Below are 26,536 nucleotides of genomic sequence, written 5' to 3'. Positions count from 1 at the left end.
AGCGCAATGGAACGAACTTGTTTTTTAGCTATAAAAAAGATAAATCAGCGAAAAGAAAAACGCGAACTATTACGATGTTTTATTGTATTATAGTTTGGCTTTTTCTTTATGTAAAATTCTTTTGTCCCACCCTCTGCGTTGTTTTTCCTACGTATCTTAAATGGAAGACTTGTTAAAGCCTTCTTCCTTTAAGTATTCACAAGCTTCCTCGTAGCTTGAAAAACTATTTTCTAGATTGACTCCGGCATATATATTCCAAAACCCTTCTTCTTGAAGAAGAAGGAGTGTATTATTTTCCGTATCAATCCATGTTTCTTCTTCCACTGTTTCTTCCTCGACCGTCTCTTCTTCTTGTATATTCGGTCTTAATGATTGAATGGATTTTTCAATAATTTCTTTTAGTTCTTCTTTTGAAAAATCTCTAATATTGACCATCCCTTTTTCATCTGTCTCATACTCATTCAGCTTGTCCGCATATACAAATCCATTTCCATTGGGATGTAAGTGATACACGACGTTCTTTTTGTCACTTCCACTTTCCGCATAATGAAAATTAACGCGTTTTAATGAAACATTCTTTCGTTCTAATTGAGGGAACTCCTCAATAATATTTAGTTTTTCTTCAAATGATAGCATATTTGCCTCCCGAATTTTTATTATATTATTATAATTAGTCTCCGTTCTAATTGTGGATAAAACTAATATACCACGTTTTATTAGTATGAATATAGTTCAACTTATTAGGATGTAATTTCTAAAATATTTCCATCTGGGTCTATAACATAGAATAGAGAATGGATAGAACCTCTTCTTACCTTAAAATTTTGTGATTCTAATAGTCGATAAAGATAAAATATTTGCATCGGTTTCGCTTCCCGTATTGCTTTAGTGAGGGCAATAATAATTTCTTGATTAGAAGAGGGGATTTCCATATTATTATTTTGCAATTTTAGTTTCTTTCTAGACCGATGAAGTGCTGTTTTAATCGCCTCATTACTTATTCTTAACATGGATGCCATTTCTTTTGAAGTGTAGCCAAATACATCCTTCAAGGTAACTAGCATAGCCTGTTTTAAAGGTAGGGTGGTAAGTAAAATTTCTATTAAACCATTGTAATCTATAAAATCGTAGGCTTCTCCGAAAATGTCCTCATTAAATAAAATACTCTCTTTATATTTCCTGTTCTCATCGATAAACTGATTTTTTGCCACCGTACATAAATAAGAAAATGTAAACTCCCTTTTCGGCTCCGCTTTTTTTATTTTATAAACCTTTAGGATCGTTTCTTGGACTAAATCCTCGGCTGTCCAAGGTGACCCTGACAACCTTAAACAATATTTATAAAGTTTCTTAATCACAACCTCGATATCTTCAAAAACCATGTCTCCTCCTCTTTTATATAAATTTACATGTAAGTGTAACTTTTCCATTATTATATTCGTTATAAGGAAGAATTTCATTCAAGGGAGGAAGATTATGTTTAAAGTAGGTAGTATATTTATTCCCGTTACAGATATTAAGAAATCTACCGATTGGTATGTAAAGTTTCTTGGTGTGAAGATAATCGATAGTTGGGAGGATGGTGCCGGCTTTTATTTACCAGCTGGAACAACACAATTAGCCTTAGTAAAAGTAGAATCCCCCCAGCCTACTGAATTTATTATTAAAGGGGATCAGAAGAACTCCTATTTTAATTTTGTCGTTGATAATATTGAAGCTGCCCATCAACAATTTAGAAACAATGGCATCGTTACTACCGAAATCGATGATTTTGGCGGAATGAAATTTTTTGATTTCTTTGACTTGGACGGTAACCCATTTAGTGTCGTTAATGAAGTGAGCAATTCTCCCTTCCACTCAGAAAATGTGAGAGAAATGCAAGAAAGAGATAAAACAAAGAAATAACTATTAAAAAAAGAATTACCCATACTTTTTTGATGGTAATTCTTTTTTCTTTCACAGCAGGATGTGTTCAAGTCGTTATTATCCCCATTTAATAATATTTGGACAAAGTTTATCTGATGCCGCCTTCCTTACAGCCAGAGATTGAAATGGTCCCATTAACAGTAAATATAATAAAAAAAACAAAATTTTGCTGGCTATATGTGAAGTAAATCACACGTAGACAGCAAAATTTTTTTTATTGTTGTATAGAGGACAAATATGAAATCATAAGAAAGGATATCGGCATATGAAAAAACAAACGATTCAACTAAATCTGCAAACGTTTAATCTTGTCATTGGATTCATGGTGTGGGTGATCTTATCCTCCCTAATGCCTAGTATTCGAGAAGATATTTCATTAACAGCATCACAAGTGTCATTAGTGACGGCGCTTCCTGTTATTTTAGGTTCTATACTGCGGATTCCCATAGGCTTTTATACAAACCGCTATGGAGCAAGACTATTATTTAGTATTAGTTTTTTTATTCTTCTATTTCCCGTCTACTTTATTAGTATAGCTAATTCATTCTCAGATTTAGTAATTGGTGGATTATTTCTTGGAGTCGGCGGAGCTGTCTTTTCCATTGGTGTCACCTCGTTACCAAAATATTATCCGAAAGAAAAACATGGTTTTATTAATGGAATTTATGGCGTAGGTAACATTGGAACAGCCGTTACTTCCTTCGGAGCCCCTGTTATCGCAGCAATGCTCGGTTGGAATAAAGCGGTTCAGATGTATCTTATCTTATTATTATTGTTTATAGCTTTAACTGTTTTTTTAGGAGATAAGCAGGAAAGTAAAGAGCATGTTGCTTTATCTAAGCAATTTAAAGCTGTATACAAAAATGCGACATTATGGGCGTTAAGTCTTTTCTATTTTATTACCTTTGGAGCTTTCGTGGCGTTTACCGTTTATTTACCTAATTTCTTATCTACTCATTTTGAATTGAGTACGGTTGATGCAGGAATGAGAACGGCAGGGTTCATAGCGCTTGCGACTTTCCTAAGACCAGTTGGTGGCTGGCTTGCTGATAAATTTAACCCGTATATTATTTTAATGCTAACATTTATCGGCATCACTGTTTCAGGTATTATTTTATCTTTTTCCCCAACCTTGACTTTATACACGATCGGAACATTATCTGTCGCTGTAACAGCAGGTATCGGGAATGGAACGATCTTTAAATTAGTTCCATTGCACTTTCCAAAGCAAGCTGGGATTGTGAATGGAATAGTTTCTGCCATTGGTGGTTTAGGCGGGTTCTTCCCACCTCTTATTTTGACTGCGGTTGAACAAATGACAGGGCAATATTCGATCGGATTTATGGCATTGTCCCAATTTGCATTGGTTAGCTTCGTTATTGTAGTTTGGATGTATTATCAAGATGAGAAAAACATCGAGAAGCAGATCATAGAAAACACAGCCGAAGCAATTATGTTAACAGATAAAAAACGCGTCATTAAACGGGTAAATTCTGCATTTTCACGGATTACTGGGTATACAACAGAGGAAGCCTTAGGAAATACTCCTGTGCTCCTCCAGTCGGGCAAACACGATAAGTCCTTTTACCAAGAGATGTGGAAATCGATTGAAGAGCATGACTTTTGGGAGGGTGAAATATGGAATAAAAGAAATGATGGCTCCTTTTATTTACAATGGTTGACCATTAGTGCCATCAAAAATAATGTCGGGGAAGTCCGGTATTATGTCGGGATATTTAACGATTTAAGTACAGCAAAAAGGGAGATAAACGCTTAAGTTCATATAAGTGTAAAGGCGAAGGACCATGATTTACTATCATCCTTCGCCTTCTTATTTTTTCTCTACTTAACTTTGAAGCAAAGAGTGAGGATAGTCATGTAAATAAATATGATCATTAAGTAATTCACAGAGTATAAAAAATTCCAATGCGCCCATTTCCATTGATCTCTTACCAAGAATCCCGATAAAGCTAAAATAAGCCAGCCCATTGTGAAAACAAATGTCACGATCACAAATACTTTTCCAAATGAAGCAAGGAGAAAGGGAATTGGTAACAGACATGCAATATAAAATAACATGTGATATTTTGTTTTAGTTATTCCCGATACAACTGGCAGCATTGCTACCTTCGCGTCCGCATACTCTTGAAACTTTTTAATAGCGATGGCATAGGTGTGAGGCATTTGCCAGATAAACAAAAGCAAAAATAAGGCAAGTGGGATTTTATGAAGAATAGACCCAACTGCCGCCCATCCCATCAATGGGGTCACAGCCCCTGATAAACTGCCTATCAATGTATTAAAAGCATAGCGGCGTTTAGACCACATTGTATATAAAAAGACATACGTAAACCAACCGATGAACGCAAATAACGTAGTCTTCATATTCACCATCAGTAAAAAAATAAAGCCAGCTATCGTGAAGCCTATTCCTAAAATAAGCACCGTCTGCAGTGGCACATTACCTGTTACGGTTGGGCGCTTTTGCGTACGCTCCATGATGGAATCAATATCCACGTCATACCAATTATTCAGTACCAATGCTCCTCCCATTACCAAAGTTGAACCAAGTAAAACAAAGATAAATTCCATCCAGTAATCTAAAAATCCTTCTCTAAGGATGTTCAGTGCTAATAGAAAGGAAGTCAGCACTGGCAAAACATTAGCTAATAATACCTTACATTTAATTAACAATAATAAATCGTGAACTGTCCATTTATAAAGAGGCTTCTGTAATTGCTGCTTCGTATCCTTATTTATGTTCATTTCCTTATATTCCTTGTCTCTAATTTATAGCACCTATCCAGGCATTTATACTCTTGGCTACTTCTTTATTAGATAATCGTAATCCCGCTGATAATTCAAATTGTAAAAAGGCTCTTCATCTTCCACCTCAACTGTTTTTACCTTTAGCTTTTGAAGGAGCTGATAAACAGCATAGTCCCCAGCTTGCAGCATTTCCTCAATGATAGGAGCAACGGTCGCATGATATACACCGACTAAAGGTTGTAACCTTCCTTTACAAGATGGAATAATTGCCTGATATCCAGGCTGGATTTCCTTTACGATCAAATGAATCGTAGCTTCTGTCATAAATGGGACATCGGTAGGGATGACTAAATACCATGTACTTCGATTTTCCTGCATGGCAGAATATATCCCGGCAAGCGGGCCTTTTTCTTTTATAGAAGGCAAATCTATCAGGATAGAAACATCTGCCTCTGCACTTTTTATCTGATCTACATAATGCGGCTGGGTTACCATGTATACATGTTTAACAAAAGGGGTAATAGCATCCAGACTATGATGATAAAAAGCTTTTCCATTATGCTCGGCAAACATCTTCGGCGAACCAAAGCGGCTTGATTTTCCTCCTGCCAATAAAATACCAACGATAGGTTGCTGCATGTCATCACTCCATACTTAGACGCTTATTGTTTAAAAATTGTCATTAAGTTTTAGTTTTTCAACGAGCTACTTGCATTTTTTTCATGCTATCATGGAAATGAAACCATGATAAGGGGGTCTCCACGTGAAAATTCCAATACAAGCATCAAGGAAAAGAATGATTTCTCCAGAACTGCGGCATTTGCTTGTGTCTATTGGTACAAAGAAAAAAATATATAAAGACCATTATCTATTCCGCGAAGGAGAAGAAGCAAAAGAAATTTATTTACTAGAATCCGGTTTAGTTCAAATTAGCAAGCTTACTGCAGAAGGAAACGAACTATTGCTGCGGCTTTGTAAACAAGATGATATCGTCGGTGAGCTAACGCTGTTTGCTGATAATCCAAAGTTTCTATTAAGCTGTAAAACGCTCCAAACCGGTGAGGTCTATGTGATAAAAAGAAGCAAATTAGAAAAAGAATTAATGGCTAACAGCGCGCTCACCTTTGAATTCATGCGCTGGGTAAGTGACCACATGAGAAAATTCCAATCAAAGCTGCGCGATTTACTATTAAATGGAAAAAAAGGTGCTGTCTATTCTACCTTAATTCGCTTATCCAATAGTTACGGTGTCCCTGTGGGTGATGGCATCCTTATCGACATGACCTTAACAAATCAAGAGCTAGGAAGGTTCTGCGCAACTACAAGGGAAAGTGTGAACCGCATGCTCGGTGACCTTCGGAAAAACAATATTATTTCTTTGAATACACAAGGAAAAATAATCCTTCACGACATTGAGTATTTACGTCAGGCGATCGGCTGTGAAAACTGCCCGCTGGAAATGTGTAATATTGATTAATGAAGCAGATTTTGCGTGTATTGTTCCAGAAGCCAACAGGCCAATTTTTCTAATTGATTAGGCTTAAATATCGGAACAGATATTTCTTCTAAAGGAATACTAGAAACTACCGCTTTCAGGTTAGATACTTTATTTATTAGATGGATATCCTCTTGCTCCCCAATTAGCACAATTTTCGGCTTCGGTTCATGCTTGTATCCTTCTATAAATAGAATATCTACGTTTAATAGCGTGTATAATTGTATAATTACATCTAGATTCCATTCCTTATTTGTCGCAATTTGCAGCAGGTTTTCTCCTTGCACACCAGCAAAATCTGCTCCTGCTTGAAGATGTTTTGCATTATCTGTCTTCTCCCACCCTAAAGGAGGGCCTCCATGTCCATGGTGCTTGATTGCTGCCACTTGGTAATGGTATTTTGAAAAGTATCCTATTAAATGCTCTACTAAAGTGGTTTTCCCACGATTTTTATAACCGATAATTTGTACACATTGCATGTGCTATCATCCTTTAATATCAATTGAACTAACTGCTTCACCCGCCGCTGACTGGCGGAATGAGTGCCACTACATCATCTTTTTGGATCATAGCTTGGCCCCTTGCGAATTCTTCATTTACGGCAATCATGACCTGGTCTAAAGAATCAATCCCATAGCTTTGTTGAAAGGCTTCTTTAAATGTCTGAACCGTCTGTGCTTCCCAATCCAGCTCTAATTCTGATGTGCCAAGCTGTTCTTGTAAATGTGCAAACACCAATATTTTCATTTTAAATGCCTCCCTCGTTTGTTGACCATGGATCATGATAGGGGATTTGCTCGAGCTGATCTCCAATCCATGTTTCGCCGTTTTCCCAATGCTCTTTTTTCCATATTGGTACTATTTGCTTAATTCGTTCAATCGCATACTGATTTGCCTGGTATGCAGCTTCACGATGCGGGGAAGAAACCGCTATTACGACGGCAATATCCGTAATTTCCAATCTACCAATTCGATGGGTGATTGCAATTTCGGTATTCGGCCATTTTTCCGTTATCTCATGTCCAATTTGTTCCAACATTTTTATCGCCATTGGAATATATGCTTCGTATTGTAAATAGATGGTACGCTTTCCTTTCGTCCATTCCCTTACCGTTCCAATAAATGTTGTAATGGCACCTGCCTCAGGACGCGTTACTTTCTCAATAAGTTCATCGATTGCAATAGGCTGATCCACGATTTTGTAACGCTTAGTGTCCATGCTGTCTCTCCTTTAATTGATAATTGTTTAAGAACACGGCATCCCCTTCTGCATATTCGAGCAATAAGGCAACCACACTGCTTCCTTGTTCATATCCCCTTGTGCCTCCTGGTAATACAATCAATACATCTGCTTCTCCTAATGAGGAAACGACATTTGATTTATCTAGCCCGATCGGCGTGACAACAGGTTGTGCTTCGGTAAAATAAAGCTTGCCGCGCACAAATCGATCAAATGGATTTGGCTTTGCAAAATCCGAACCAAGCCTAGCCTGAATTGCTTTATTATAGGCTAGTCGATTTCCTAAAAAGAACTGGAGCACTGGTCTTACAAAAAGCTCAAAGCCGACATAGCACGCAGATGGATTACCAGATAACCCGAATAACAGTTTGCCAGCTAATTCGGCTACAGTTGTTACACTGCCCGGTCGCATCCCTACCTTATTAAATAATACATTTGCTCCCATTCTCCGATAAATCTCTGGCAAGTAATCATAATCCCCTACTGACACACCACCTGTTGTTATTAAAAAGTCCACCTGTTCAATCGCTGTATTTACTTGGTTATAACATACTTCTAAATCATCGATAAATTGACCGAAATAAATTGCCTTTGCGCCAGCTCGTTCTAATTGGGCCATAATCATATATGCGTTACTATTTCTAATTTTTCCTGGTACAAGTGGTTCATCTACATCTAGTAATTCACTGCCTGTCGCAATCACTCCTACAGTCGGCTTTTTTGCTACAGGGACTTGCTTATAGCCAAATGTGGCAAGTAGTGCGACAATTCCTGGGTTAATTCGAGTTCCTTTTCTAACAATGGTATCATTCTTTGTTGTATCTTCGCCTTGAAAGGAAATGTTATCATTCGGCTTCACTTTACGTTTTATGCAAATCTTGTGCTCGGATACTTCCTCTACTAGTTCTAGCATGATAACAGCATCACATCCAACAGGAATCGGCCCTCCTGTCATAATCCGGACCGCTTGATTTTCCCCCACGGTATTTGCAAAAACTTCCCCGGCGCCAATATGGCCGATAACAGATAGTGTGATAGGATTTTCTGTTGATGCTCTGCAAGTGTCACTGGAGCGAATAGCATATCCATCATATGGCGAACGATCAAATGGGGGCACATCATGATCGGCCAGAACATCTTCTGCCAAAACTCGATCCATACTTTGTTCCAATGCTATATGTTCAATGCCGCCTGCTGCCCCATATTGCATGACTCGTTCAATTGCTTCTGTAACTTTTATTGGTTCTCGCCGTTCCATCATTATCCCCCCTTAACCTACTAGCTGATAGTAAATTTTTTTCGCTTCTGTAACGGAATTAGTGCCATGTATTAATGTTCTCCCATCAAGGAAAAAGACAATTCGATAGGACTGGTACGTAATCGATACTAGATATTCATTCTGTTTTACACTTGTAAATACTTGAAATCGGGCTGCTAATGCTGCTAAGGAGTGTGATGTATTCGCCCTAAGCTGGACCGTATCTCTTCCACACAAGACTTCCGTCTTCAACTGATTTTGGTATGCTAATGCTGGATATGTCGGGTTCATCCCACAAGTAAGGCACTCATCCCGCTTTACTCCCTCCACTCCAATCGTTTGATAAAGGTTATTCCAGAGATCAAACGTTAAATAAGTGGCTCGTCGTTTATCTGCTGCACCTGTTAGGAGCTTCAATGCTTCAGCTGTTTGGTGCGCTACAACCATTTGCACGGCAGGACCAATGATTCCAACTGCATCACATGTCACACCTGCTACCGGTATGGCGTCAAGCAAACAACGTAAGCAAGGTGTTTCATTTGGAATAACCGTATAGCTCATTCCCGTAGCACCGACACAGGCACCAAAAATCCAAGGTATCCTATGCTGGTGCAACGCATCATTCAAGATAAATCGAGTATCAAAATTGTCAGTTGCGTCCATTACCAGATCCACATCTTTTATTAATGGCTCAAGCGTTTCACCTGTTACATCCATCACATGTGCATGGATCTTTATACACTGATTTATTTCCCGCAGGTGTTGTTGAGCTGCAATTGCCTTAGGGAGCTGCTGCTCTACATCTTTTTCCGTAAACAGATGCTGGCGTTGTAAATTACTCTCTTCTACATAATCTCGATCCACAATAGATACTTCCCCAACTCCCGCGCGGACAAGTGCTTCTGCATTAGCCGATCCTAAAGCTCCACACCCTACTATTAATACGTGCTTTTTCGCCATTTGCTCTTGTCCATGCTCGCCAATTGGCTGAAAACGTATTTGTCTGGAATATCGATTATTCATCGCTTTGCTCTCCTTTATTGATCTATCCACCAATATAGGACATCTCCATTTTCTTTCTATACTTCGCTGACTCTTCCGTCCGTTCATCTGAATAGCGGTCGTTTCTGTTTTTCCATGTTGGCACAATTGATTGTAAAATTGTCTGGTCATCTGCATTAGAACGTAATAATGTTCGAAGATCGAGCCCGCCGCTTGCAAATAAACAGGTATAAAACTTCCCATCTGCTGCTAGTCTGGCTCGTGTGCATGTAGAACAAAAGGATTCAGAAACTGACGTAATGAATCCAACCTCTGCATTAGTTCCAACATAACGATAACGCTTTGCCACTTCTCCTATATAGGCAGAATCCACAGGTTCCAGCTCAAAATGCTGGCTTAATTGCTCAAACAGCTGTTTTTTCGTTATCACCTGGCTGAAATCCCAACCATTTGTTTGGCCAACATCCATAAACTCAATGTATCTCAATGGTATTTCCTGTTCTTTAAAGTATTTTGCCATTGGGATTACTTGTTGATCATTCATTCCTTTTTTGACAACCATATTCACTTTTACACTGAGTCCAGCCTTTCGTGCCTGTTCAATGGAGTCTAATATTTTTTTAGTCGGTATACCGCTATCGTTAATTGATTGAAAAACTTTATCATCTAATGCATCCAAGCTCACATTCACACGTTCTAAACCTGCTTGCTTCAAACTTTTTGCCATTTTCCCTAGCAGCATTCCATTTGTTGTCAAGCCGATATCCTCTAACCCATCAATAGCAGCTAACTTCTCAATTAGGGTTGCAATGTCTCTTCGTAATAAAGGTTCCCCGCCTGTTAAACGAATTTTCCTTACGCCTAATTGAACAAATAGTTTAGCTAATCGTTCAATCTCCTCAAAACTTAGCAACTGGTCTTTGGGCAAGAAAGAAAAGTCTTTACCGAAGATTTCCCTTGGCATACAATACGTACAACGAAAGTTACATCGATCAATAACTGATATGCGTAAATCTTGTAATGGACGACCGAGCCTATCCTGTAACATGCTAAATTCTCCTCTGTTGGTTGTAACCTCATATTTGATCGCTTTCTTCTCTTTTCTACGATAATACTTCTCTGCTATTTACTTGTAATTTGACTAGCTTGTTTTCATAGTAAGACTGCTGCTTTGGAAAATCATGACGCTGGTAAAAATCAATTACTGCTGCGAGTGCCTCTTCAGAGAGCGCCTTATCTTTTAGCTTTTCTATCTGTTCTACGCCATACTGGTACCACTCACTTGCTTTTGCAATGTCCTTTTCAGCCTTTTGTTCATAACAATAAGCAAGACGAATACTTGCAAAGCCTAAGGAATCCTTACTAACCGGTCTAAGGCCTTGATAAATATCAATGGCTTCTTGATAGCAGATAAAAGCTTTTTCCATATCGTTTTGTTGAATAAAATTAAATCCAATTGCTTGTAATGTATCTGCATATGCCTTCGATTGTTTTTTATTTGCCTTTTCCAATTGATCTAGGAAAGCTTGATATAGATTTCTCGCTTGTTCATACGACTGTTCTTTCGAATAAATCTTCCCGAGTGCATAAAGGAATTGCATTTGAATACGGGGATGGCCTTTCGTTAACGGCAACCCTTTCTCCAAGTAGTATTTGGCATCCGCTAATTGGTTTACCTTCATAAGTAACGTTCCGATTTTTGAATAGGCATAGACAACCATGAAGTGCTCTTGCTCATGAACTTGTTCCAGCTGTTTAAGGCTTCTCTTATAATAATTGATAGAACGTGGAGCATTTGCTAGATTCTCCTCCAGCTCTGCTAATAGCAAATTCGCCTTTGCTTGGTAAAGCAACAGTGGCTGTTCAAGGGCTTTCAATAATGCCAGCGATTGCGATATTGCTTTCCTTGCCTTTTTCAAATCAAGATAAAAGTAGATTTCTCCCATCCGTAACAGGATCAAGGCTTGGGTTAACTTGTCATCTGTCTTTTGGTAATCTTGTAAGGTCTTCTCTTGAAGATACAAGGCGTCCTGATAATGCTCCATGCGAATATACGTCTCTGTCAATTCATTAATAGTCTGATAGATAATAGGATGCTCTTCAGGAATTGCTTTCCGAAAGCAGGTTAATGCTTCTTTAAATTGTTCAACAGCCGTATCAAAGGCCAGATCTTGAAAGCCAATTTGTGCTAACAAATGATAGACGAGACCAAATATATAGTTATCTTCTACCTTATTTTTCTCTAGCTGCATCAACAGTGTTGCTAATAGTTTTCTAGCATTGTCAATCTGGTTATAATCTTTTTCTAGTTTTGCATAGTTTAAATACGCGTCAACCAGTGGTCTAGTTAGTCCGAGCTTTCCTATTTTTGCTTGTTGAATTGCCTGTCTGCTATAATGAGCCGATTTATCATACTGGTTCCTTTTTCGAAAATACTTTGCAAGTGACAACGCAATGGTTAATTGATTCGATACGGAAAACTCCTGTGATCTCGCCTCGTAATGAGGTTCCAACTGGCTCACGATATCTTTTGCTTGTGCCATGTTATTCTCTTGGAGTGTTTTATCGAGCTCTGCCCCCAATAAAAGAATGTCCTGATGGTTCATCCTCATCCCAACCTTATTTGTAAAATTATTTCACTATGATAGGTGCTTCCCATCTCATCCAGCCTTACGTTGAACTCTTCGTTTATAAATCACATAATTTCTACTTAAATAACGAAGCGGAAAACTAAATGCATGAACTAATCGAGTAAACGGCCAAGAAACATATAAAGCAAATGTTGTGTAAATATGGATTTTAAACCAAATGGGTACTTCAGCCATTAGCTCAGGCTGCATACGAAAAACGAATAAACCTCTTAGCCACGGCGCGATCGTTGTCCGGTAATCAAATCCTTGTGAATCGACGTTCATGCTTGTTGCTAATAATCCTGTAAAAATAACAATGATGACCAAGATTAATGCTACCCAATCACCAATCGAAGAGGTCGCTTTAATACGTTTCACACTAAACCTGCGGTGGGCAAGCAACAGAATCCCAATAAAAGCAACAATTCCTGCAGGTAACCCAAAGATTAGGGCAATTCTATGGTAAAAGTGCTCAGAAATACCAAAAGCATTATAGAAAGACACTGGAACAATCAGCCCTGCAATGTGGCCGCCCAAGACAAAAAATAACCCCCAGTGGAACATGAGCGATCCAATTCGCAGTCGCTTTTTTTCAAAAATTTCACTAGACTTTGTTGTCCAACCAAATTGATCCTTTTGATAACGATAAATTAAACCGCCAATAAAAATGGTCAGGACAATATAAGGGAAAACTCCCCAAAGTAATAAATTGAGTGAGTTCATATTGGTTACTCCTTTTCTTCCAGCTAATATCTCTTATCCTAGCTGGTTCTTAATTAATTGATCTCGCATCTTTGCAAGAATAGCTTGATCTTCTAAATTTGGTATAGGAGTTTGCTTTTCGGCTGTCAGATGATGCTCGAGGCCATCTTGTTCAAACAGCTGAATCAAAACATCAAAAAGTAAGCCATAAAAGCTTTTAATTGATAAGAGAGTTTCTCTAATTTCCCAAATTGCTTGTTCATGCATTTTCCAAAGCTCTTGTCTGATATCAGCTGAAACCTGTGCAGAAAATTCAAGCATTAACGGTATATAATCTGGCAGTTCTGTTTCAACAATGTCAAAGCCGGCTGCCTGATAAAATTTTTTTAGTTTTAGAAGCTCTAAGCCTCGCTCCTTTTGTTCACCATTTTTAAAATACGTAACGTAAAGATTTGTTTTCCGGTCAAAGTCAAATTGGCTTACATAATGATTAATCCAATCATCCAATGGTGTTTGCTCTACCAGCTCTATAAATTGAAACAGTTTTTGACGAATTCTCGTGTCGCCCACTTCCTGTATTTCTGCTGTTAATCCAAGTAGAATCTGCCTAAATTCTTCATTTGGATAGCGTAATAAAAATGCTAGCATTTGATAAAGCTCTGTTTGTTTCATGTTTGTTCATCCTTTTTGTCAGGTTACTTATTATCGCAAAGCAGGTTTATTGTGTGGCTAGTAATCCATTGCCTATCTCGAATAGGGCGGGCGCTGCTATAGATTGTGGCGCCCTGTCCCAGCTTATGCTTATGCTGTTTCCGCGAAATTCTAGCAGCTACAGATTCCTAGGATTGTGGTTTCCCCACGCAATTCCCTTCATTCATATTTGCTCTAATCATTTATTCTCCTCGTGAAAGGGTGGAACCATTTATCAAGACAAGACGCCACAGGCGCCAGGCCCGCCAGCAAAATCTAATCCACAAGCGCCTTGGTCATAGTAAAGATCTGCTATATCTTCCTTATGGCTTTTAGGAATAACAAAGCGATCATTATATTTGGCAATGGCTAGCAGTCGGTACATCTTTTTAATGTCGTTTTCCTCGAGTCCCAGCTCTTCAATAATAGAGACATCAAAGGATTTCCCTGTTTGTTCGGCCCGCATATAGCTACGCATAACTGCCATTTTCTTTAATACAGTACGAATATGAGCCGTATCCCCAGCAGTTAATAAATTAGCTAGATATTCAATCGGAATGCGCATTTCGTCAATAGCCGGGAAGATATCTTCTGTATCTGCTTGACTGCCTTTTCCTTCTATCATATTCATAACTGGGCTAAGTGGTGGAATATACCACACCATTGGCATTGTTCGGTATTCTGGGTGTAATGGTAAAGCAATCTTCCAGTCGATGATCATTTTATATAATGGAGATTGCTGCGCCGCTTCAATCCAATCCATTGGGATGCCTTCTTTTTTCGCTTCCTTCACTACTTCTGGGTCATTTGGATCTAAGAAAATATCTAATTGTGCCTGATACAATTCTTTCTCTTCTTTAACAGAAGCTGCCTCCAATACTTTATCAGCATCATAGAGCATGACCCCGATATAACGGATTCTGCCAACACATGTTTCGGAGCAAATCGTTGGCTGGCCATTTTCAATTCTTGGATAGCATAATGTACATTTCTCCGCTTTACTTGTTTTCCAGTTAAAGTACACTTTTTTATATGGACAGGAGCTGACGCATTGTTTCCAAGCACGACAAGCATTCTGATCTACAAGTACAATGCCATCTTCATCACGTTTATACATCGCACCGGATGGACAAGAGCTCACACAAGGTGCGTTAATGCAATGTTCACATATACGCGGCAAGTACATCATAAATACATCTTCAAACTCCGTTTTTATTGATTCCTCCATTTGCACAACATTTGGATCACGCAAACCAGTTATATGCCCGCCAGCAAGGTCATCTTCCCAGTTCGGTCCCCACTCTAAATCCATAAACTCGCCAGTGATAGCTGACTTTGCTCGGGCAATAGGTTGATGCTTACGTTCTGGACTGTTTGTCAATGTTTCATAATCATAATTCCATGGTTCATAATAATCATCAATTTCTGGTTGATTTGGGTTATAGAAAAGGCTGAATAATCGATTTACTTTAGAACCTGATTTCAGTTTTAGTTCACCCTTTTTATCCAGCTCCCAGCCGCCTTTATATTTCTCTTGGTCTTCCCATTGTTTCGGATAGCCGATTCCAGGTTTTGTTTCGACATTATTAAAGTACATATATTCTGCGCCAGGGCGATTGGTCCACGTATTTTTGCATGTCACACTACATGTATGACAGCCAATACATTTATCTAAATTCATCACCATGCCAATTTGTGCTTTAATCTTCAAGCCACTCCACCTCCTTCATCTTTCTAATGACGACATGTAAATCCCGTTGGTTTCCAGTTGGTCCATAATAGTTAAATCCATAGCTTAGTTGGCCATAGCCACCAATCATATGCGTTGGCTTAACATGGATTCGCGTAGGACTATTATGTGTCCCTCCTCGGTTTTTCGTAAGATTTGTGCCAGGAACGTGAATATGTCTGTCTTGAGCATGGTACATAAAGGCAACACTTCTAGGAATTCGATGAGAGACAACCGCTCTGGCAACGACCACACCATTTCGGTTAAAGCATTCAATCCAATCGTTATCTTCTATATCTACTTCTTTGGCATCTTCCTTGTTCATCCATATCGTTGGTCCACCTCTAAACAATGTCAGCATCGGCTGTGCATCATAATACATACTGTGAATAGACCATTTATTATGTGGTGTTAGATAATTTAACGTAATTTCTTTTCCTTCCACTTTTGGACGATCTTGCTGAAAAGGTGTATGGTGGAGCATTGGCTTAAATGTCGCCATCTCTTCCCCAAATTCCTTCATCATCTCATGATCTAAATAAAAGGACTGTCTTCCTGTAAGGGTATGGAAAGGAATCATTCGCTCAATATTTGTTGTAAATGGTGAATACCGTCTCCCGCCTTTTTCCGAACCAGTAAAGGCAGGTGACGTAATGACCGTTTTTGGTTGTGCATTAATTTGTTCTAATGTAAATAGATCTTCTTCACGCTCTGCAGCTAAATCCTTTAACTCCAAGCTTGTTTGCTGTTCCAGTGATTCCCAAGCTTTGACTGCGATTTTGCCGTTTGTCGTAGATGACATCATGAGAATGGCCTGACAAGCGTCTCTTGCACTTTCAATATTTGGGAGACCTTTGGAAATGCCTTCTTCTTCTACTACACCAATTGCATGCTTGACTTGTTCATACTCTTTTTCCATGGACCAGCTTATCCCTTTGCCGCCATATGGGCTTTTGGCAACATTCGGTCCTAGAGAGGTCATTTTTTTATAAACCTGCTTATAATCTCGTTCTACCACATGAATATTTGGCATGGTTCGCCCTGGAATTGCTTCACAATCACCTTTGGACCAATCTTTAATCTCCCCAAAAGGCTGGGCCATTTCTTGTGGAGTATCGTGCTGCAGCGGTGTAGCTACAACCTCTTTAATTACGTCCATATCGATTTGTTCGGCTAGCTCTGAAACCCCTTTTGCTAGCTTCTTGAAAATATCCCAATCTGACTTCGATTCCCAAGGCGTAGCAACCGCTGGATTAAATGGATGTACAAATGGATGCATATCTGTGCTTGATAAATCAAATTTTTCATACCAGGTCGCAGCTGGTAAGATAATATCGGAATACAAGCCCGTTCCTGCCATCCGGAAATCAAGATCGATTAAAAGATCCAATTTTCCTTCTGGTGCTTCTTCCCGCCATTTTATTTCAGCTGGTCGAATACTAGATTGATCATCATTCAACAATCCGTGTGTTGTTCCAAGTAAATGTTTTAGAAAATATTCATGCCCTTTTCCAGAGCTTGAGATTAAATTGGCACGCCAAACAAATAACGTACGAGGAAAATTGACTGGATTATCTGGGTCTTCTATCGCAAATTGCAATGATTTATTCATCAACTCTTTTGCTACATATTGCGCAATTTCCTCTTGGGTTTGACAGCCCTTCGCCACTGCCTCTTTATAAATAGCAATGCCATTCTTATTAAATGTTGGATAGGATGGCAGCCATCCTAATCGAGCCGCTAGCACATTATAATCCCCATGATGGTCATATCTTGCTTTCTCTACTGTAGCAGCCGTTATCTCATTAACAGACGTTTCTTCATAACGCCACTGGTCTGTAGCAAAATAAAAAAATGATGTCCCATTTTGCAGTTTTGGCGGTGCCTGCCAATCTTTTGCTGTAGCTAAGGTATTCCATCCTTCTGCTGGTCGAAGCTTTTCTTGCCCTACATAATGTGCCCAGCCTCCCCCATTTACTCCTTGCGCACCTACCATTAAAATTAAGTTGATGATGGCACGATAGATAGTGTCAGAATGGAACCAATGGTTAATACCAGCACCCATAATAATCATAGAACGACCTTTTGTATCGATAGCATTTTGGGCAAATTCTTTCGCGATTTTAATAACTAAGTTTCGATCGACATTACTAATACTCTCTTGCCATGCTGGAGTAAAAGGCGCCATGTCATCATAGGATTGCGCGACTTCTCCACCGATGCCTCGATCAATTCCGTAATTAGCAAGCATAAGATCATAAACTGTTGTGATATATTCTGTTTGCCCATTTAATTCAACTGCTTTTACTGGAACGGCACGATTCATAACGGAACGCTTTTCTGCATCAAAGTAGGGTAATTGAATTTCCATCACCTCATCTTCAAGCCCTAGAAAGCTTAGCTTTGGATCAATTGCTTCTCCTGTATATTCATCCACTAAATGCAGATTCCATTTCCCTTTTTTATCCCATCGCGAACCTATTGTTCCTTGTGGAATAGCAAAATTCCCCGTGCGCTCATTATACATAGCAGGCTTCCACTCATTATGCTCACCAGAAAGGCCTAGATCCTTTGCATGTAAAAAGCGGTCAGCCTGATAGCTTGATCCCACTTTTTTCAAACGAACGGCGAAAGGAAAATCAGTATATTGTTTCGCATAAGATTCAAAGTATGGTATTTGTTTTTTATGATAAAACTCATTTAAAATAACATGTCCCATTGCCATGGCTACCGCACCATCCGTCCCTTGCTTGACAGCCATCCAGTCATCAGAGAATTTGGTTGATTCCGCATAGTCTGGACTAACAGAAACCACTTTTGTTCCTTTATATCTTGCCTCGGCAAGGAAGTGAGCATCTGGTGTACGTGTTAAGGGAACATTAGAGCCCCATGTCATAATATAGCCAGCATTAAACCAATCAGAGCTTTCTGGAACATCTGTCTGATCTCCCCAAATTTGTGGAGATGCAGGTGGCAAATCCGCATACCAGTCATAAAAGCTAAGCATCGGTCCTCCTATTAGGGACATAAAGCGGCTTCCCGCTGCATGACTCACCATGGACATCGCTGGAATTGGAGAAAAGCCAACATTACGATCAGATCCGTATTTTACCGTTGTATACAAAACAGCCGCTGCAATAATTTGCGTAACTTCTTCCCAATCAGCCCGTACTAATCCGCCTTTTCCGCGAACACTTTTATACTGATTGGCCTTTTCTTTATCTTCCACAATGCTTTTCCAAGCATCTAATGGTTTCTTGTGTTCCGCTATGGCCTCTCGCCATAAATATAGTAGCTTTTTACGAATATAAGGATACTTCACACGCAACGGGCTATATAAATACCAGGAAAAACTTGCCCCTCGCGGACAGCCCCTTGGCTCAAATTCCGGCATGTCTGGTCCTGTTGTTGGGTAATCCACATTTTGCCCTTCCCATGTCACAATGCCGTCTTTCACAAAGATGTTCCAGCTGCAAGAACCCGTACAGTTCACTCCATGAGTGGAACGGATTACTTTATCATGCTGCCATCTTCTGCGATACACATTTTCCCAATCCCGGTCTCCTTCTTGTAATTGACTATGGTTATTGCTATATGTTTCTTTTGGTTTCAAATAGTTTAATCGTTGCCAAAGTGGAGATGGTTTTTTCTTCATCTTTATCCCTCCATATTCCGACCTGTCATCAAATCAGGTTGCTTATAAGCTTATTAAAACATCCTCCACTAGCTTAAGGTGTGAAATACATCACACATGGATGCATTAACTGCGGCGCGCCCTCTTTTGAATAAAAAGCAGCATAACAAAAGAAATAATCACCATCATCATCACCCAGCTCCATGCGAGTACAAGTTTGTTAGATTCAAAAGCAACATAAATCGCTAATGGAAGCGTTTGTGTTTGTCCCGGAATATTTCCTGCAAACATAATCGTTGCACCAAATTCCCCTAAGGCTCTGGCAAAACTTAATATTGTGCCTGTGACAAGAAAGGGAGAACATAATGGTAGTGAAATATGTCGAAATAGACGCCAACTATTTGCACCATCTACTCGAGCTGCATCCTCTATTAATGGATTCATACTCGTAAACCCATTTTTCACCGATTGATACATTAATGGGAAAGCAACCACAACAGCTGCAAGGATAGCTCCCGAAACGGTAAACATTAAGGATTCGCCAAATAAAAAATCAATAGCTTTCCCAATCACACCCTTCTTGCCAAATAGCATAATCAGCAGGAAACCAATCACTGTTGGTGGTAACACAATTGGTAATAGCAGAATGACTTCTATGATCGCCTTGCCCGGAAACTCTTTTTTCGTCATGAACCATGCCGTTACAATTCCTAATATAATTACAAAAAGCGTCGCGCTAATTGCAATTAATAAAGAGAGCTCAATAGGCTGCCAAAAGCTACTTTTCATTCTGCACTCTCCTTTACTTGTTTACGGTGGTGAACCCATACTTCGCAAAAAGTTATAAAAGGCGACTGCTTCTTCCTTATGCTTGGTATCTTTCAAAATTCCGATTGGATACTGGATAGGATCATGCCATTTTTCATCGACTACTCGCTCTACTTCTACTTGCTTAGCGGCTATTACGTCTGTGGCATATACAAAACCAAAGTCAACACTTCCTGATTCCACATACTGTAATACTTGGCGAACATCTTTTGCATAGACTAATTTAGATTCAAGGGAATGAAATATCCCTACATGTTCGAGCGCCTGTTTTGCATAGATACCTGCTGGGACGCTTTCTGGTGTCCCAATAGCAATTTCTTGTACCTGTTCGTCTAGTAAATCCTTAAATTCGTGAAATTGAGAGAAGGTATCTTTTCTTTTGATCAGGACTAACTGATTACGTAATAATAATTCTTGATGTGACTTATCTAGCAAACCCTGTTTATTTAAATAGTCAAATGGCTCTTCAGCAGCTGAGAGAAAAATGTCAACTGGTGCGCCTTGACTAATTTGTTGTTGTAATGCTCCTGAAGATGCTAGATTTAGCGATATAGCTATATTAGGTTCTCTTGATTCAAATGCCTCCACAAGCTCCTCCATCGCATCCGTTAAACTCGCGGCGGCTGACACGGTTAGCTTCACTTCTCTTTTCTCCGAGGAACAGCCCGCTAGAAGAAAGAAACAGATACAAATAATAATCAAGCCTTTCCATTTATACATATGGTCCTCCTTTATCTTTTTTAGCCGATAATGATGCAAGACGCATCCATTTACTTTTGTTATACTACAAACAAGGAGTGATATTAGTGACAAACTTCACACATTTTAATCAGCAAGGCAGGGCAAAGATGGTTGATATCACCGAGAAGCAGGAATCATCTCGCACAGCTATTAGTCAATCAAGTATTATCGTGAATGAACTTATTTATAAAAAAATAATGAACCATGAGTTTGCAAAAGGAGATGTACTTGCTGTTGCACAAGTTGCTGGTATTATGGCAGCAAAGCAAACTTCTTCGATTATTCCCATGTGTCACCCACTTTCACTAAGTGGAGTTGATATGCAATTTAATTGGAAACAAAATGAGGATAAATGGGAGCTTATTATACGAGTAGAAGTAAAAACCAAAGGAAGCACTGGGGTCGAAATGGAAGCATTAACGGCCGCCACAGTTACAAGCTTAACCATTTATGATATGTGCAAAGCTGTCGATAAAGGGATGGTAATCGGGCCAACCTTTCTAGTGGAGAAATCCGGCGGGAAAAGTGGCGATTATAAGCGAGAGGAAATGTGAGATTTAAGTGGCGGAAGCTGGATCAAGCAGAGACGTTTGATCCAGCTTTTTTTTACTCTCCTCTTCCATGATTACACCCTAATTTATAAATAGGTAAGTGCTTGGAAAGAAAGGGAGAATCTATTAACTAAACGCTCCTATTCTATGAAAAATAAAATATTCCCTGTTAACTTTATTGCATTTGGGGAATACATCTAGAATAATAGATGGAAGAAATCCATACATAAGGAAGTGACAACATGAAAAGACTAGCCTTGTTATTTTCAGGAGTACTACTTGTTGTGCTCCTCATCTCTTGTTCGAAAAACACTCCTACTATTAAAGAAACTGAACAACATGATGAAGAACAGACACAGGAAGAAAAGTCTTCTGGTGAGAAGAAAGCAATAAAAGAAGAGAATCCTCCGCCAGCCTACAAACCGCTGGAACCAACAGAAGGTGCTTCTTCTCTAGACAAAAAGGTTGCTGATGAGGAAATAGAGAAGATGCCGAGTGCAGAAGCCCGTGGAGAAGATCCCACTAGAATGATTCCACTTGGAGAAACATTAGTAAAAGATGCCGTTGATCAAACAGATGGTCCCTTAAAGAATCATAGACTTATAGCGTATTACGGACATCCAAACTCTACCAAAATGGGAATATTGGGAGAAATGGAGCCAGATGAATTAATGGCAAAATTAAAAGAGCAAACCCAAGCATATTCAGATGCAGACCCTTCACGCCCTGCCGTACCAATGATTGAACTCATTTCTACCGTAGCACAGCGTGATCCAGGGACTGATGGGAAGTACTACCATCCAACTTCACCAGAGCAAATTGATGAATATTCTACTCTCGCGGAAGAAAACGATGCCCTGCTTATGCTGGATGTTCAACTTGGAACAGATTCCGTTCTAAATCAGGTGAAATTACTTGAGAAATGGCTAAAGCTCCCTCATGTCCACCTAGCGATTGATACGGAATTTCATGTAAAAGAAGGACAAACTCCAGGTGTCAATCTTGGTCAAGTAGACGGAGCTGAAGTACAAGAAGCAGTGCAGTACTTAACGGAAATGGTAAAAGAAAATAATTTGCCCGATAAAATTGTCCTTGTCCATCAATTTATGGACGAAGCATTAACGAACAAAGAAGCCATCAAGCCAACCGAGAATGTAGAAGTAGCCTTAAATTATGACGGTTGGGGCGATTCTAATACTAAAATGGCACTCTATCGCAAATTCGTGCGCAATGAAGCAGTGCAATACGGTGGATTTAAAATCTTTTATAACAAAGATAAACCTGTGCTAAGTCCTGAAGAGGTCTTGAAGCTGGATCCTAGCCCTGCGATTATTAATTATCAATAAAGAGTTAATGTTTGTGAAAAAAGGGAGTTTCATTACTCCCTCAGACTGTCGACAAACTCCTAATTCGGTAATTAGGAGTTTGTCTTAGTTTATAAATATACATTCTTTTAAATAAGAGTTGATTTCCGTTGCAGGGGTTCGCTTTCCGTGGGGATTGCGCTGAGCCGCTTCGGCCTAAAGGCCTGCAGGGGCTCAGACTGTCTCGCAGATCCCACAGGAGTCTCACCCCTTTCACTCCAATCAATGCATAATAATTCCATTTACATTTCCTAAATTCCTTTTTTCAACAAGCCGAGGGAGTTTCATTACTCCCTTTTTATTATGATCCCCCTATCTTCTTCATCCATATAATGTGCTACAAACTTGTGCAAGAGCTCATAGAATTGGAAACCTACTATTCTCTCATTTCATCCCTTGATCTGCCACTATTTATGATAACTTCATCACTCTATTATCCGATTAATATATGAGCCACTCGAATTATAAAAGGTATATATCAACTATTCCACTCATTCTCTAGTATTCCCGATATGACAGATAGTGCTATAACACTCCGCCTAGGTAAAAAAATCCACTAAGCGGTTGCATGTCAAAAAGGAGTTTAGTCTCAAGACAGGGTGGAATGTTAAATAACACATAAATAATTTAGGAGGCGTTATAATTGAGTAAATTAGATGAACAAACCATATTATCAAATGGAGTCACTCCTCAAAAACAATCCGAGCAGCCGGGGGTTGAAAAGGAAATGGATCCTATCCCGATTTATGAGCTAGAAACCCATGTTGGTTCTGGAAAGTTGAAAGGTAAAGTGGCCTTGATTACTGGAGGAGACAGCGGAATTGGTAAGGCAGTAGCGATTGGGTATGCAAAGGAAGGCGCGGATATTGCTATCGCCTACTTAAATGAACAAGAGGATGCGGAAAATACGAAAAAGCGTATTGAGCAAGAAGGCGTAAAATGTACGTTGCATGCTGGAGATGTGGCGGATGAAGCATTTTGTAATCAACTAGTTGAAGATGTCATTCAGCAGCATGGAAAACTGAATATCCTTGTTAATAACGCAGCACGTCAGGAAGTAAAAAACAGCGTGCTAGAAATCTCTGCTGAACAATTGAAACGTACATTTGACGTAAACTTTTTTTCAATGGTGTATTTAACTAAAGCTGCCATTCCCCATTTATCAGTTGGTGATAGCTTAATCTATACCGCTTCTATTAATGCATATGTTGGCAATAAAGCGTTGATTGATTACACATCTACTAAAGGGGCTATTGTATCCTTTACTCGTTCCATTGCTCAAGAACTCTCCTCAAAAGGAATTCGAGTTAACGGTGTAGCACCTGGACCGATTTGGACACCACTTATTCCAGCAACCATGACAACCGACCTGCAAGAATCATTTGGCGTTTCTACCCCTATTGGTCGTCCTGGTCAACCAGCAGATCTTGTAGAACCATACATCCTGCTTGCTTCTGAAGGTTCTGCCTATATGACCGGCCAATTCATCCATGTGAATGGTGGACAATATATGTCTTCTTGATTAGATAAATAAGTCATTCGGACAGCTAAAAAAATCAAGCAGTATTTTCTTCATGAAAAGGAAATACTGTCTTGATTGCTGCCATCTATTTAAGGTATCACCTAATGGAGGAGGGTTGCCAATATGGAAGGTTCAAGCCACATCCAGTTTGATCATTATCAGGATAAGGAAGAATTGAAAAAACATATATTTAAGACACTTCATTTTTATTATCCGGCCTGTATCGATGAGGAAAAGGGCGGATATATTAATGGGTTTTTAGATGATGGTACTATTAATGACACAGATACTAAACATTTAGTAGCGACTAGCAGGTATATTTATATTTTTAGTATTGGTGCGATTTTAGATGGTCCAGATTGGTGTTTAAAAGCAGCACGACATGGAATCCAATTTTTGCATGAACATCATTTAGATAAACAGTATAATGGATACTATTTTGAGATGAAGGGAACGGATGTAAAAGATGCTGCTAAAATGGCCTATGGTCATGCCTTTGCATTATTAGCATCCTCTATTGCGTACCAAGCTGGCATAAAAGAAGCCAAAGAAGTGATGGAAAACGTCTTTAATGTGGTGGAAAACCACTTTTGGGATCCGAAACATGGATATTACAAAGACCAATGGGATGCTGGGTGGACCACTCTTTCCTCTTATAGAGGCCAAAACCCAAACATGCATATGTGTGAAGCCATGCTGACTGCATATGAAGCAACAAATGAAGAAAAATACTTAAAGAAGGCCTACCAGCTAGCAGAGGGCGTTACCCAAGAATTAGCAGACCGTGCAAGTGGAATGATTTGGGAAAACTATACACCGGACTGGCTGCCTGATTATCAATTCAATAAAAACAACACAAAAGATGAATTCCGCCCATATGGATTTATCTCTGGTCATCAATTTGAATGGAGTAAACTCTTAATGTGGCTTGACAAACATCAATCAGAACCTTGGATGCAGGAGACTGCAGAGAAATTGTTCGCAAAAGGATGGGAACAAGGTTGGGATGTAAAATATGGAGGTATTTATTTTGCCCTATCGCCAAGCTTAGAAGTCATTGATACGGATAAAAATTACTGGGTTATGTCAGAAGCAATCGCTGCCGCAGCCTTACTAGCTGCAAAAACAAAGAATCAACAATACTGGGATTATTATAATCAGTTATTCACTTATTCCGCCCAGTATTTCATGGATCATGAACATGGTGGTTGGTATACACTGCTTAACCAGGAGAATGTAAAATATAGCAATGTAAAAACTACACCTCCCAAAACAGATTACCACCCCATCTCAGCCTGCTATCAATCCATACTTGCTCTGCCATAAACCAGATTTCTAAAGAATGGCCTTGATTATGACATTAAAAAGCATCTTTTAGTGGATTTGGCTAAAAGATGCTTTTGTCTCTAGATTTTCCACTATCTTCCGATTATTTTTCTATTATTTGTCTCTTAGTGGCCTGATTAGCACTTGATTTAATTATTTCCAATCCCTTGATCCATCTGTATTTTCTCTTCTCTCGAGCTAAAATAAATAGCCATAAAGATTAGGCATAGTCCTATTAGATGGTAATAATAAAGTGGTTCTTTCAAAAGGAAAAATGATAGAACTACTGTGCTTAGTGGCAAAACGCTTGTTAATATACCTACTGTCGCAGCAGATAATACAGCAAGGCCTTGATACATAAGCAAAAAAGCCAAAACAGTAACAACCATTCCGAAATAAAAAATCAAAAGCCAATCATAACCAGAACCGAATGAATAATTAGCAGTTATGCTATCATAAATAGCCATTGGTAAAAATAACAATCCCCCTATAACAGACACTCCTGTTGTTATAGTTAATGGACTTACTTTTTTTGATATAGACTTACCTAAAATGATAAACAATGCTTCTCCCATCACTGCCCCCAAAACAAGGAAGTTACCTACTATTTCTACATGACTGCCCGATATCTCTTGCATCACTCCTGAAACGTTAAGAATGATGACTCCTAAAATAGCAGCTATTATACCCGCTATTTTATTTCTTGTAAGTTTCTCTTTAATTATAAAGTAAGCAAGAAGAGCAACCATTGCTGGTAAAGTACTAGTAACTATTCCTGCCTCCATTGCAGTAGTATATTTTAAACCATACAGCATAAAGATACTAAATAAAAATACTCCCGTCAGAGATTGAAAAAAGAGAATGACAATATCCCTTCTACTTAATGAAGGAATCCCCTCCTTGTAAATCAGTAAAGGGACTAATATTAGGGAGGCTACTAAAAACCTTAGCTCAGATGCTAAAAATATCGGCATCGTTTGAATTAATATTTTTCCTGCAACCACCGAACTACCTACAATGGTCATTGCCGCAATAACTTTAAGGTATGCTACTATCCTTTCACTCAATATAACCAACTCCATCTCAAGTAATTATTCCATTTAAACTGGTGTTACAGTAAAATTAACAT

At 39.0% G+C, this 26,536-nt stretch carries 25 protein-coding genes; 7 read left to right on the top strand and 18 right to left on the bottom strand.

Going from position 1 to position 26,536, the window contains the following annotated elements; all coding sequences use genetic code 11:
• Positions 1-156: 156 nt before the first annotated feature.
• Complete coding sequence (locus NiCM35_RS23250; RefSeq protein ID WP_095333325.1) at positions 157-636, bottom strand: hypothetical protein; 480 nt, start codon at positions 634-636, stop codon at positions 157-159.
• Positions 637-740: 104 nt separating this feature from the next.
• Entirely contained in the window at positions 741-1,382 is a 642-nt protein-coding gene (locus NiCM35_RS23245; protein WP_433780814.1) for an RNA polymerase sigma factor, read from the bottom strand.
• A 94-nt stretch (positions 1,383-1,476) separates the two neighbouring features.
• Between NiCM35_RS23245 and NiCM35_RS23240 the strand changes: the two genes are divergently transcribed.
• Together NiCM35_RS23240 and NiCM35_RS23235 are read left to right on the top strand one after the other, a co-directional pair.
• Positions 1,477-1,905, top strand: a complete 429-nt coding sequence (locus NiCM35_RS23240) for a VOC family protein (protein WP_095333320.1) — start codon at positions 1,477-1,479, stop codon at positions 1,903-1,905.
• 286 nt (positions 1,906-2,191) lie between these two features.
• Positions 2,192-3,703 (top strand): nitrate/nitrite transporter, encoded by a 1,512-nt coding sequence (locus NiCM35_RS23235; RefSeq protein ID WP_433780813.1) that lies wholly within the window; start codon positions 2,192-2,194, stop codon positions 3,701-3,703.
• 65 nt (positions 3,704-3,768) lie between these two features.
• Here NiCM35_RS23235 and cyoE read toward each other — a convergent pair whose 3' ends face one another.
• Positions 3,769-4,692 carry a heme o synthase gene (gene cyoE / locus NiCM35_RS23230; protein ID WP_095333315.1) on the bottom strand — a complete coding sequence of 308 codons (924 nt, stop codon included), beginning with the start codon at positions 4,690-4,692 and terminating at the stop codon, positions 3,769-3,771.
• Positions 4,693-4,749: 57 nt separating this feature from the next.
• Complete coding sequence (locus NiCM35_RS23225) at positions 4,750-5,334, bottom strand: molybdenum cofactor guanylyltransferase (RefSeq protein WP_371000498.1); 585 nt, start codon at positions 5,332-5,334, stop codon at positions 4,750-4,752.
• A 157-nt stretch (positions 5,335-5,491) separates the two neighbouring features.
• Between NiCM35_RS23225 and NiCM35_RS23220 the strand changes: the two genes are divergently transcribed.
• Complete coding sequence (locus tag NiCM35_RS23220; RefSeq protein ID WP_433780817.1) at positions 5,492-6,172, top strand: Crp/Fnr family transcriptional regulator; 681 nt, start codon at positions 5,492-5,494, stop codon at positions 6,170-6,172.
• Here NiCM35_RS23220 and mobB read toward each other — a convergent pair.
• The 13 genes from mobB to modA form a co-directional block, all read right to left on the bottom strand.
• On the bottom strand, positions 6,169-6,669 hold the full coding sequence (gene mobB, locus NiCM35_RS23215) for a molybdopterin-guanine dinucleotide biosynthesis protein B (RefSeq protein ID WP_123258604.1): 501 nt from the start codon (positions 6,667-6,669) through the stop codon (positions 6,169-6,171). The two genes, NiCM35_RS23220 and mobB, sit on opposite strands and share 4 nt — an antisense overlap.
• Positions 6,670-6,706: 37 nt before the next feature.
• On the bottom strand, positions 6,707-6,937 hold the full coding sequence (gene moaD, locus NiCM35_RS23210; protein ID WP_095258333.1) for a molybdopterin converting factor subunit 1: 231 nt from the start codon (positions 6,935-6,937) through the stop codon (positions 6,707-6,709).
• Position 6,938: 1 nt separating this feature from the next.
• On the bottom strand, positions 6,939-7,409 hold the full coding sequence (locus NiCM35_RS23205) for a molybdenum cofactor biosynthesis protein MoaE (RefSeq protein ID WP_433780812.1): 471 nt from the start codon (positions 7,407-7,409) through the stop codon (positions 6,939-6,941).
• Positions 7,399-8,691 (bottom strand): molybdopterin molybdotransferase MoeA, encoded by a 1,293-nt coding sequence (locus NiCM35_RS23200; RefSeq protein ID WP_433780811.1) that lies wholly within the window; start codon positions 8,689-8,691, stop codon positions 7,399-7,401. Before NiCM35_RS23200 ends, NiCM35_RS23205 begins: the two co-directional genes overlap by 11 nt.
• A gap of 9 nt (positions 8,692-8,700) precedes the next feature.
• On the bottom strand, positions 8,701-9,711 hold the full coding sequence (locus tag NiCM35_RS23195; RefSeq protein ID WP_341123471.1) for a ThiF family adenylyltransferase: 1,011 nt from the start codon (positions 9,709-9,711) through the stop codon (positions 8,701-8,703).
• A gap of 22 nt (positions 9,712-9,733) precedes the next feature.
• Positions 9,734-10,738 carry a GTP 3',8-cyclase MoaA gene (gene moaA, locus NiCM35_RS23190; protein ID WP_123260210.1) on the bottom strand — a complete coding sequence of 335 codons (1,005 nt, stop codon included), beginning with the start codon at positions 10,736-10,738 and terminating at the stop codon, positions 9,734-9,736.
• Between the two features lie 55 nt (positions 10,739-10,793).
• The gene (locus NiCM35_RS23185; protein WP_433780810.1) at positions 10,794-12,296 is read right to left on the bottom strand and encodes a tetratricopeptide repeat protein; all 1,503 of its coding nucleotides are present in this window, start codon (positions 12,294-12,296) and stop codon (positions 10,794-10,796) included.
• Positions 12,297-12,350: 54 nt separating this feature from the next.
• Positions 12,351-13,043, bottom strand: a complete 693-nt coding sequence (gene narI / locus NiCM35_RS23180; protein WP_095333299.1) for a respiratory nitrate reductase subunit gamma — start codon at positions 13,041-13,043, stop codon at positions 12,351-12,353.
• Positions 13,044-13,076: 33 nt separating this feature from the next.
• Positions 13,077-13,694, bottom strand: a complete 618-nt coding sequence (narJ, locus tag NiCM35_RS23175) for a nitrate reductase molybdenum cofactor assembly chaperone (protein WP_095333296.1) — start codon at positions 13,692-13,694, stop codon at positions 13,077-13,079.
• Positions 13,695-13,947: 253 nt separating this feature from the next.
• Positions 13,948-15,423 (bottom strand): nitrate reductase subunit beta, encoded by a 1,476-nt coding sequence (narH, locus tag NiCM35_RS23170; protein WP_433780809.1) that lies wholly within the window; start codon positions 15,421-15,423, stop codon positions 13,948-13,950.
• On the bottom strand, positions 15,413-19,096 hold the full coding sequence (locus tag NiCM35_RS23165; protein ID WP_433780808.1) for a nitrate reductase subunit alpha: 3,684 nt from the start codon (positions 19,094-19,096) through the stop codon (positions 15,413-15,415). The genes narH and NiCM35_RS23165 overlap by 11 nt, the downstream gene beginning before the upstream one ends.
• Positions 19,097-19,201: 105 nt before the next feature.
• A complete protein-coding gene (modB, locus tag NiCM35_RS23160) occupies positions 19,202-19,864 on the bottom strand; it encodes a molybdate ABC transporter permease subunit (RefSeq protein WP_123258610.1) in 663 nt (220 codons plus the stop codon).
• A 21-nt stretch (positions 19,865-19,885) separates the two neighbouring features.
• Positions 19,886-20,623, bottom strand: a complete 738-nt coding sequence (gene modA, locus NiCM35_RS23155; protein WP_433780807.1) for a molybdate ABC transporter substrate-binding protein — start codon at positions 20,621-20,623, stop codon at positions 19,886-19,888.
• A gap of 86 nt (positions 20,624-20,709) precedes the next feature.
• Between modA and moaC the strand changes: the two genes are divergently transcribed.
• From moaC to NiCM35_RS23135, 4 genes are all read left to right on the top strand, one after another.
• Complete coding sequence (moaC, locus tag NiCM35_RS23150) at positions 20,710-21,198, top strand: cyclic pyranopterin monophosphate synthase MoaC (RefSeq protein ID WP_095333285.1); 489 nt, start codon at positions 20,710-20,712, stop codon at positions 21,196-21,198.
• 239 nt (positions 21,199-21,437) lie between these two features.
• Positions 21,438-22,541: a hypothetical protein gene (locus NiCM35_RS23145; RefSeq protein WP_433780806.1), complete on the top strand. Its 1,104-nt coding sequence runs from the start codon at positions 21,438-21,440 to the stop codon at positions 22,539-22,541.
• Between the two features lie 661 nt (positions 22,542-23,202).
• The gene (locus tag NiCM35_RS23140; RefSeq protein WP_433780805.1) at positions 23,203-24,081 is read left to right on the top strand and encodes an SDR family oxidoreductase; all 879 of its coding nucleotides are present in this window, start codon (positions 23,203-23,205) and stop codon (positions 24,079-24,081) included.
• Positions 24,082-24,204: 123 nt separating this feature from the next.
• Positions 24,205-25,407 carry an AGE family epimerase/isomerase gene (locus NiCM35_RS23135; RefSeq protein WP_433780804.1) on the top strand — a complete coding sequence of 401 codons (1,203 nt, stop codon included), beginning with the start codon at positions 24,205-24,207 and terminating at the stop codon, positions 25,405-25,407.
• Positions 25,408-25,556: 149 nt separating this feature from the next.
• Here the strand turns inward: NiCM35_RS23135 and NiCM35_RS23130 are convergent, their stop codons facing one another.
• The gene (locus NiCM35_RS23130; RefSeq protein WP_433780803.1) at positions 25,557-26,474 is read right to left on the bottom strand and encodes a DMT family transporter; all 918 of its coding nucleotides are present in this window, start codon (positions 26,472-26,474) and stop codon (positions 25,557-25,559) included.
• Between the last annotated feature and the right edge of the window lie 62 nt (positions 26,475-26,536).

Source organism: Niallia sp. M35, from assembly GCF_050971705.1.
GTDB classification, from domain to species: domain Bacteria; phylum Bacillota; class Bacilli; order Bacillales; family Cytobacillaceae; genus Niallia; species Niallia circulans_A.
This window is presented reverse-complemented; position numbering and strand designations above follow the sequence as displayed.

Bases quoted from the DNA above. Each gene is read 5' to 3' on its own strand.
- NiCM35_RS23145 (WP_433780806.1), top strand. From the start codon at position 21,438: ATGAAAAGACTAGCCTTGTTATTTTCAGGAGTACTACTTGTTGTGCTC.
- NiCM35_RS23135 (WP_433780804.1), top strand. From the start codon at position 24,205: ATGGAAGGTTCAAGCCACATCCAGTTTGATCATTATCAGGATAAGGAA.
- narI (WP_095333299.1), bottom strand. From the start codon at position 13,043: ATGAACTCACTCAATTTATTACTTTGGGGAGTTTTCCCTTATATTGTC.
- moaD (WP_095258333.1), bottom strand. From the start codon at position 6,937: ATGAAAATATTGGTGTTTGCACATTTACAAGAACAGCTTGGCACATCA.
- moaA (WP_123260210.1), bottom strand. From the start codon at position 10,738: ATGTTACAGGATAGGCTCGGTCGTCCATTACAAGATTTACGCATATCA.
- NiCM35_RS23240 (WP_095333320.1), top strand. From the start codon at position 1,477: ATGTTTAAAGTAGGTAGTATATTTATTCCCGTTACAGATATTAAGAAA.
- modB (WP_123258610.1), bottom strand. From the start codon at position 19,864: ATGAAAAGTAGCTTTTGGCAGCCTATTGAGCTCTCTTTATTAATTGCA.
- NiCM35_RS23200 (WP_433780811.1), bottom strand. From the start codon at position 8,691: ATGATGGAACGGCGAGAACCAATAAAAGTTACAGAAGCAATTGAACGA.
- NiCM35_RS23165 (WP_433780808.1), bottom strand. From the start codon at position 19,096: ATGAAGAAAAAACCATCTCCACTTTGGCAACGATTAAACTATTTGAAA.
- NiCM35_RS23205 (WP_433780812.1), bottom strand. From the start codon at position 7,409: ATGGACACTAAGCGTTACAAAATCGTGGATCAGCCTATTGCAATCGAT.
- NiCM35_RS23185 (WP_433780810.1), bottom strand. From the start codon at position 12,296: ATGAACCATCAGGACATTCTTTTATTGGGGGCAGAGCTCGATAAAACA.
- mobB (WP_123258604.1), bottom strand. From the start codon at position 6,669: ATGCAATGTGTACAAATTATCGGTTATAAAAATCGTGGGAAAACCACT.
- cyoE (WP_095333315.1), bottom strand. From the start codon at position 4,692: ATGAACATAAATAAGGATACGAAGCAGCAATTACAGAAGCCTCTTTAT.
- modA (WP_433780807.1), bottom strand. From the start codon at position 20,623: ATGTATAAATGGAAAGGCTTGATTATTATTTGTATCTGTTTCTTTCTT.
- NiCM35_RS23250 (WP_095333325.1), bottom strand. From the start codon at position 636: ATGCTATCATTTGAAGAAAAACTAAATATTATTGAGGAGTTCCCTCAA.
- NiCM35_RS23225 (WP_371000498.1), bottom strand. From the start codon at position 5,334: ATGCAGCAACCTATCGTTGGTATTTTATTGGCAGGAGGAAAATCAAGC.
- NiCM35_RS23235 (WP_433780813.1), top strand. From the start codon at position 2,192: ATGAAAAAACAAACGATTCAACTAAATCTGCAAACGTTTAATCTTGTC.
- narJ (WP_095333296.1), bottom strand. From the start codon at position 13,694: ATGAAACAAACAGAGCTTTATCAAATGCTAGCATTTTTATTACGCTAT.
- NiCM35_RS23195 (WP_341123471.1), bottom strand. From the start codon at position 9,711: ATGAATAATCGATATTCCAGACAAATACGTTTTCAGCCAATTGGCGAG.
- NiCM35_RS23245 (WP_433780814.1), bottom strand. From the start codon at position 1,382: ATGGTTTTTGAAGATATCGAGGTTGTGATTAAGAAACTTTATAAATAT.
- NiCM35_RS23220 (WP_433780817.1), top strand. From the start codon at position 5,492: ATGATTTCTCCAGAACTGCGGCATTTGCTTGTGTCTATTGGTACAAAG.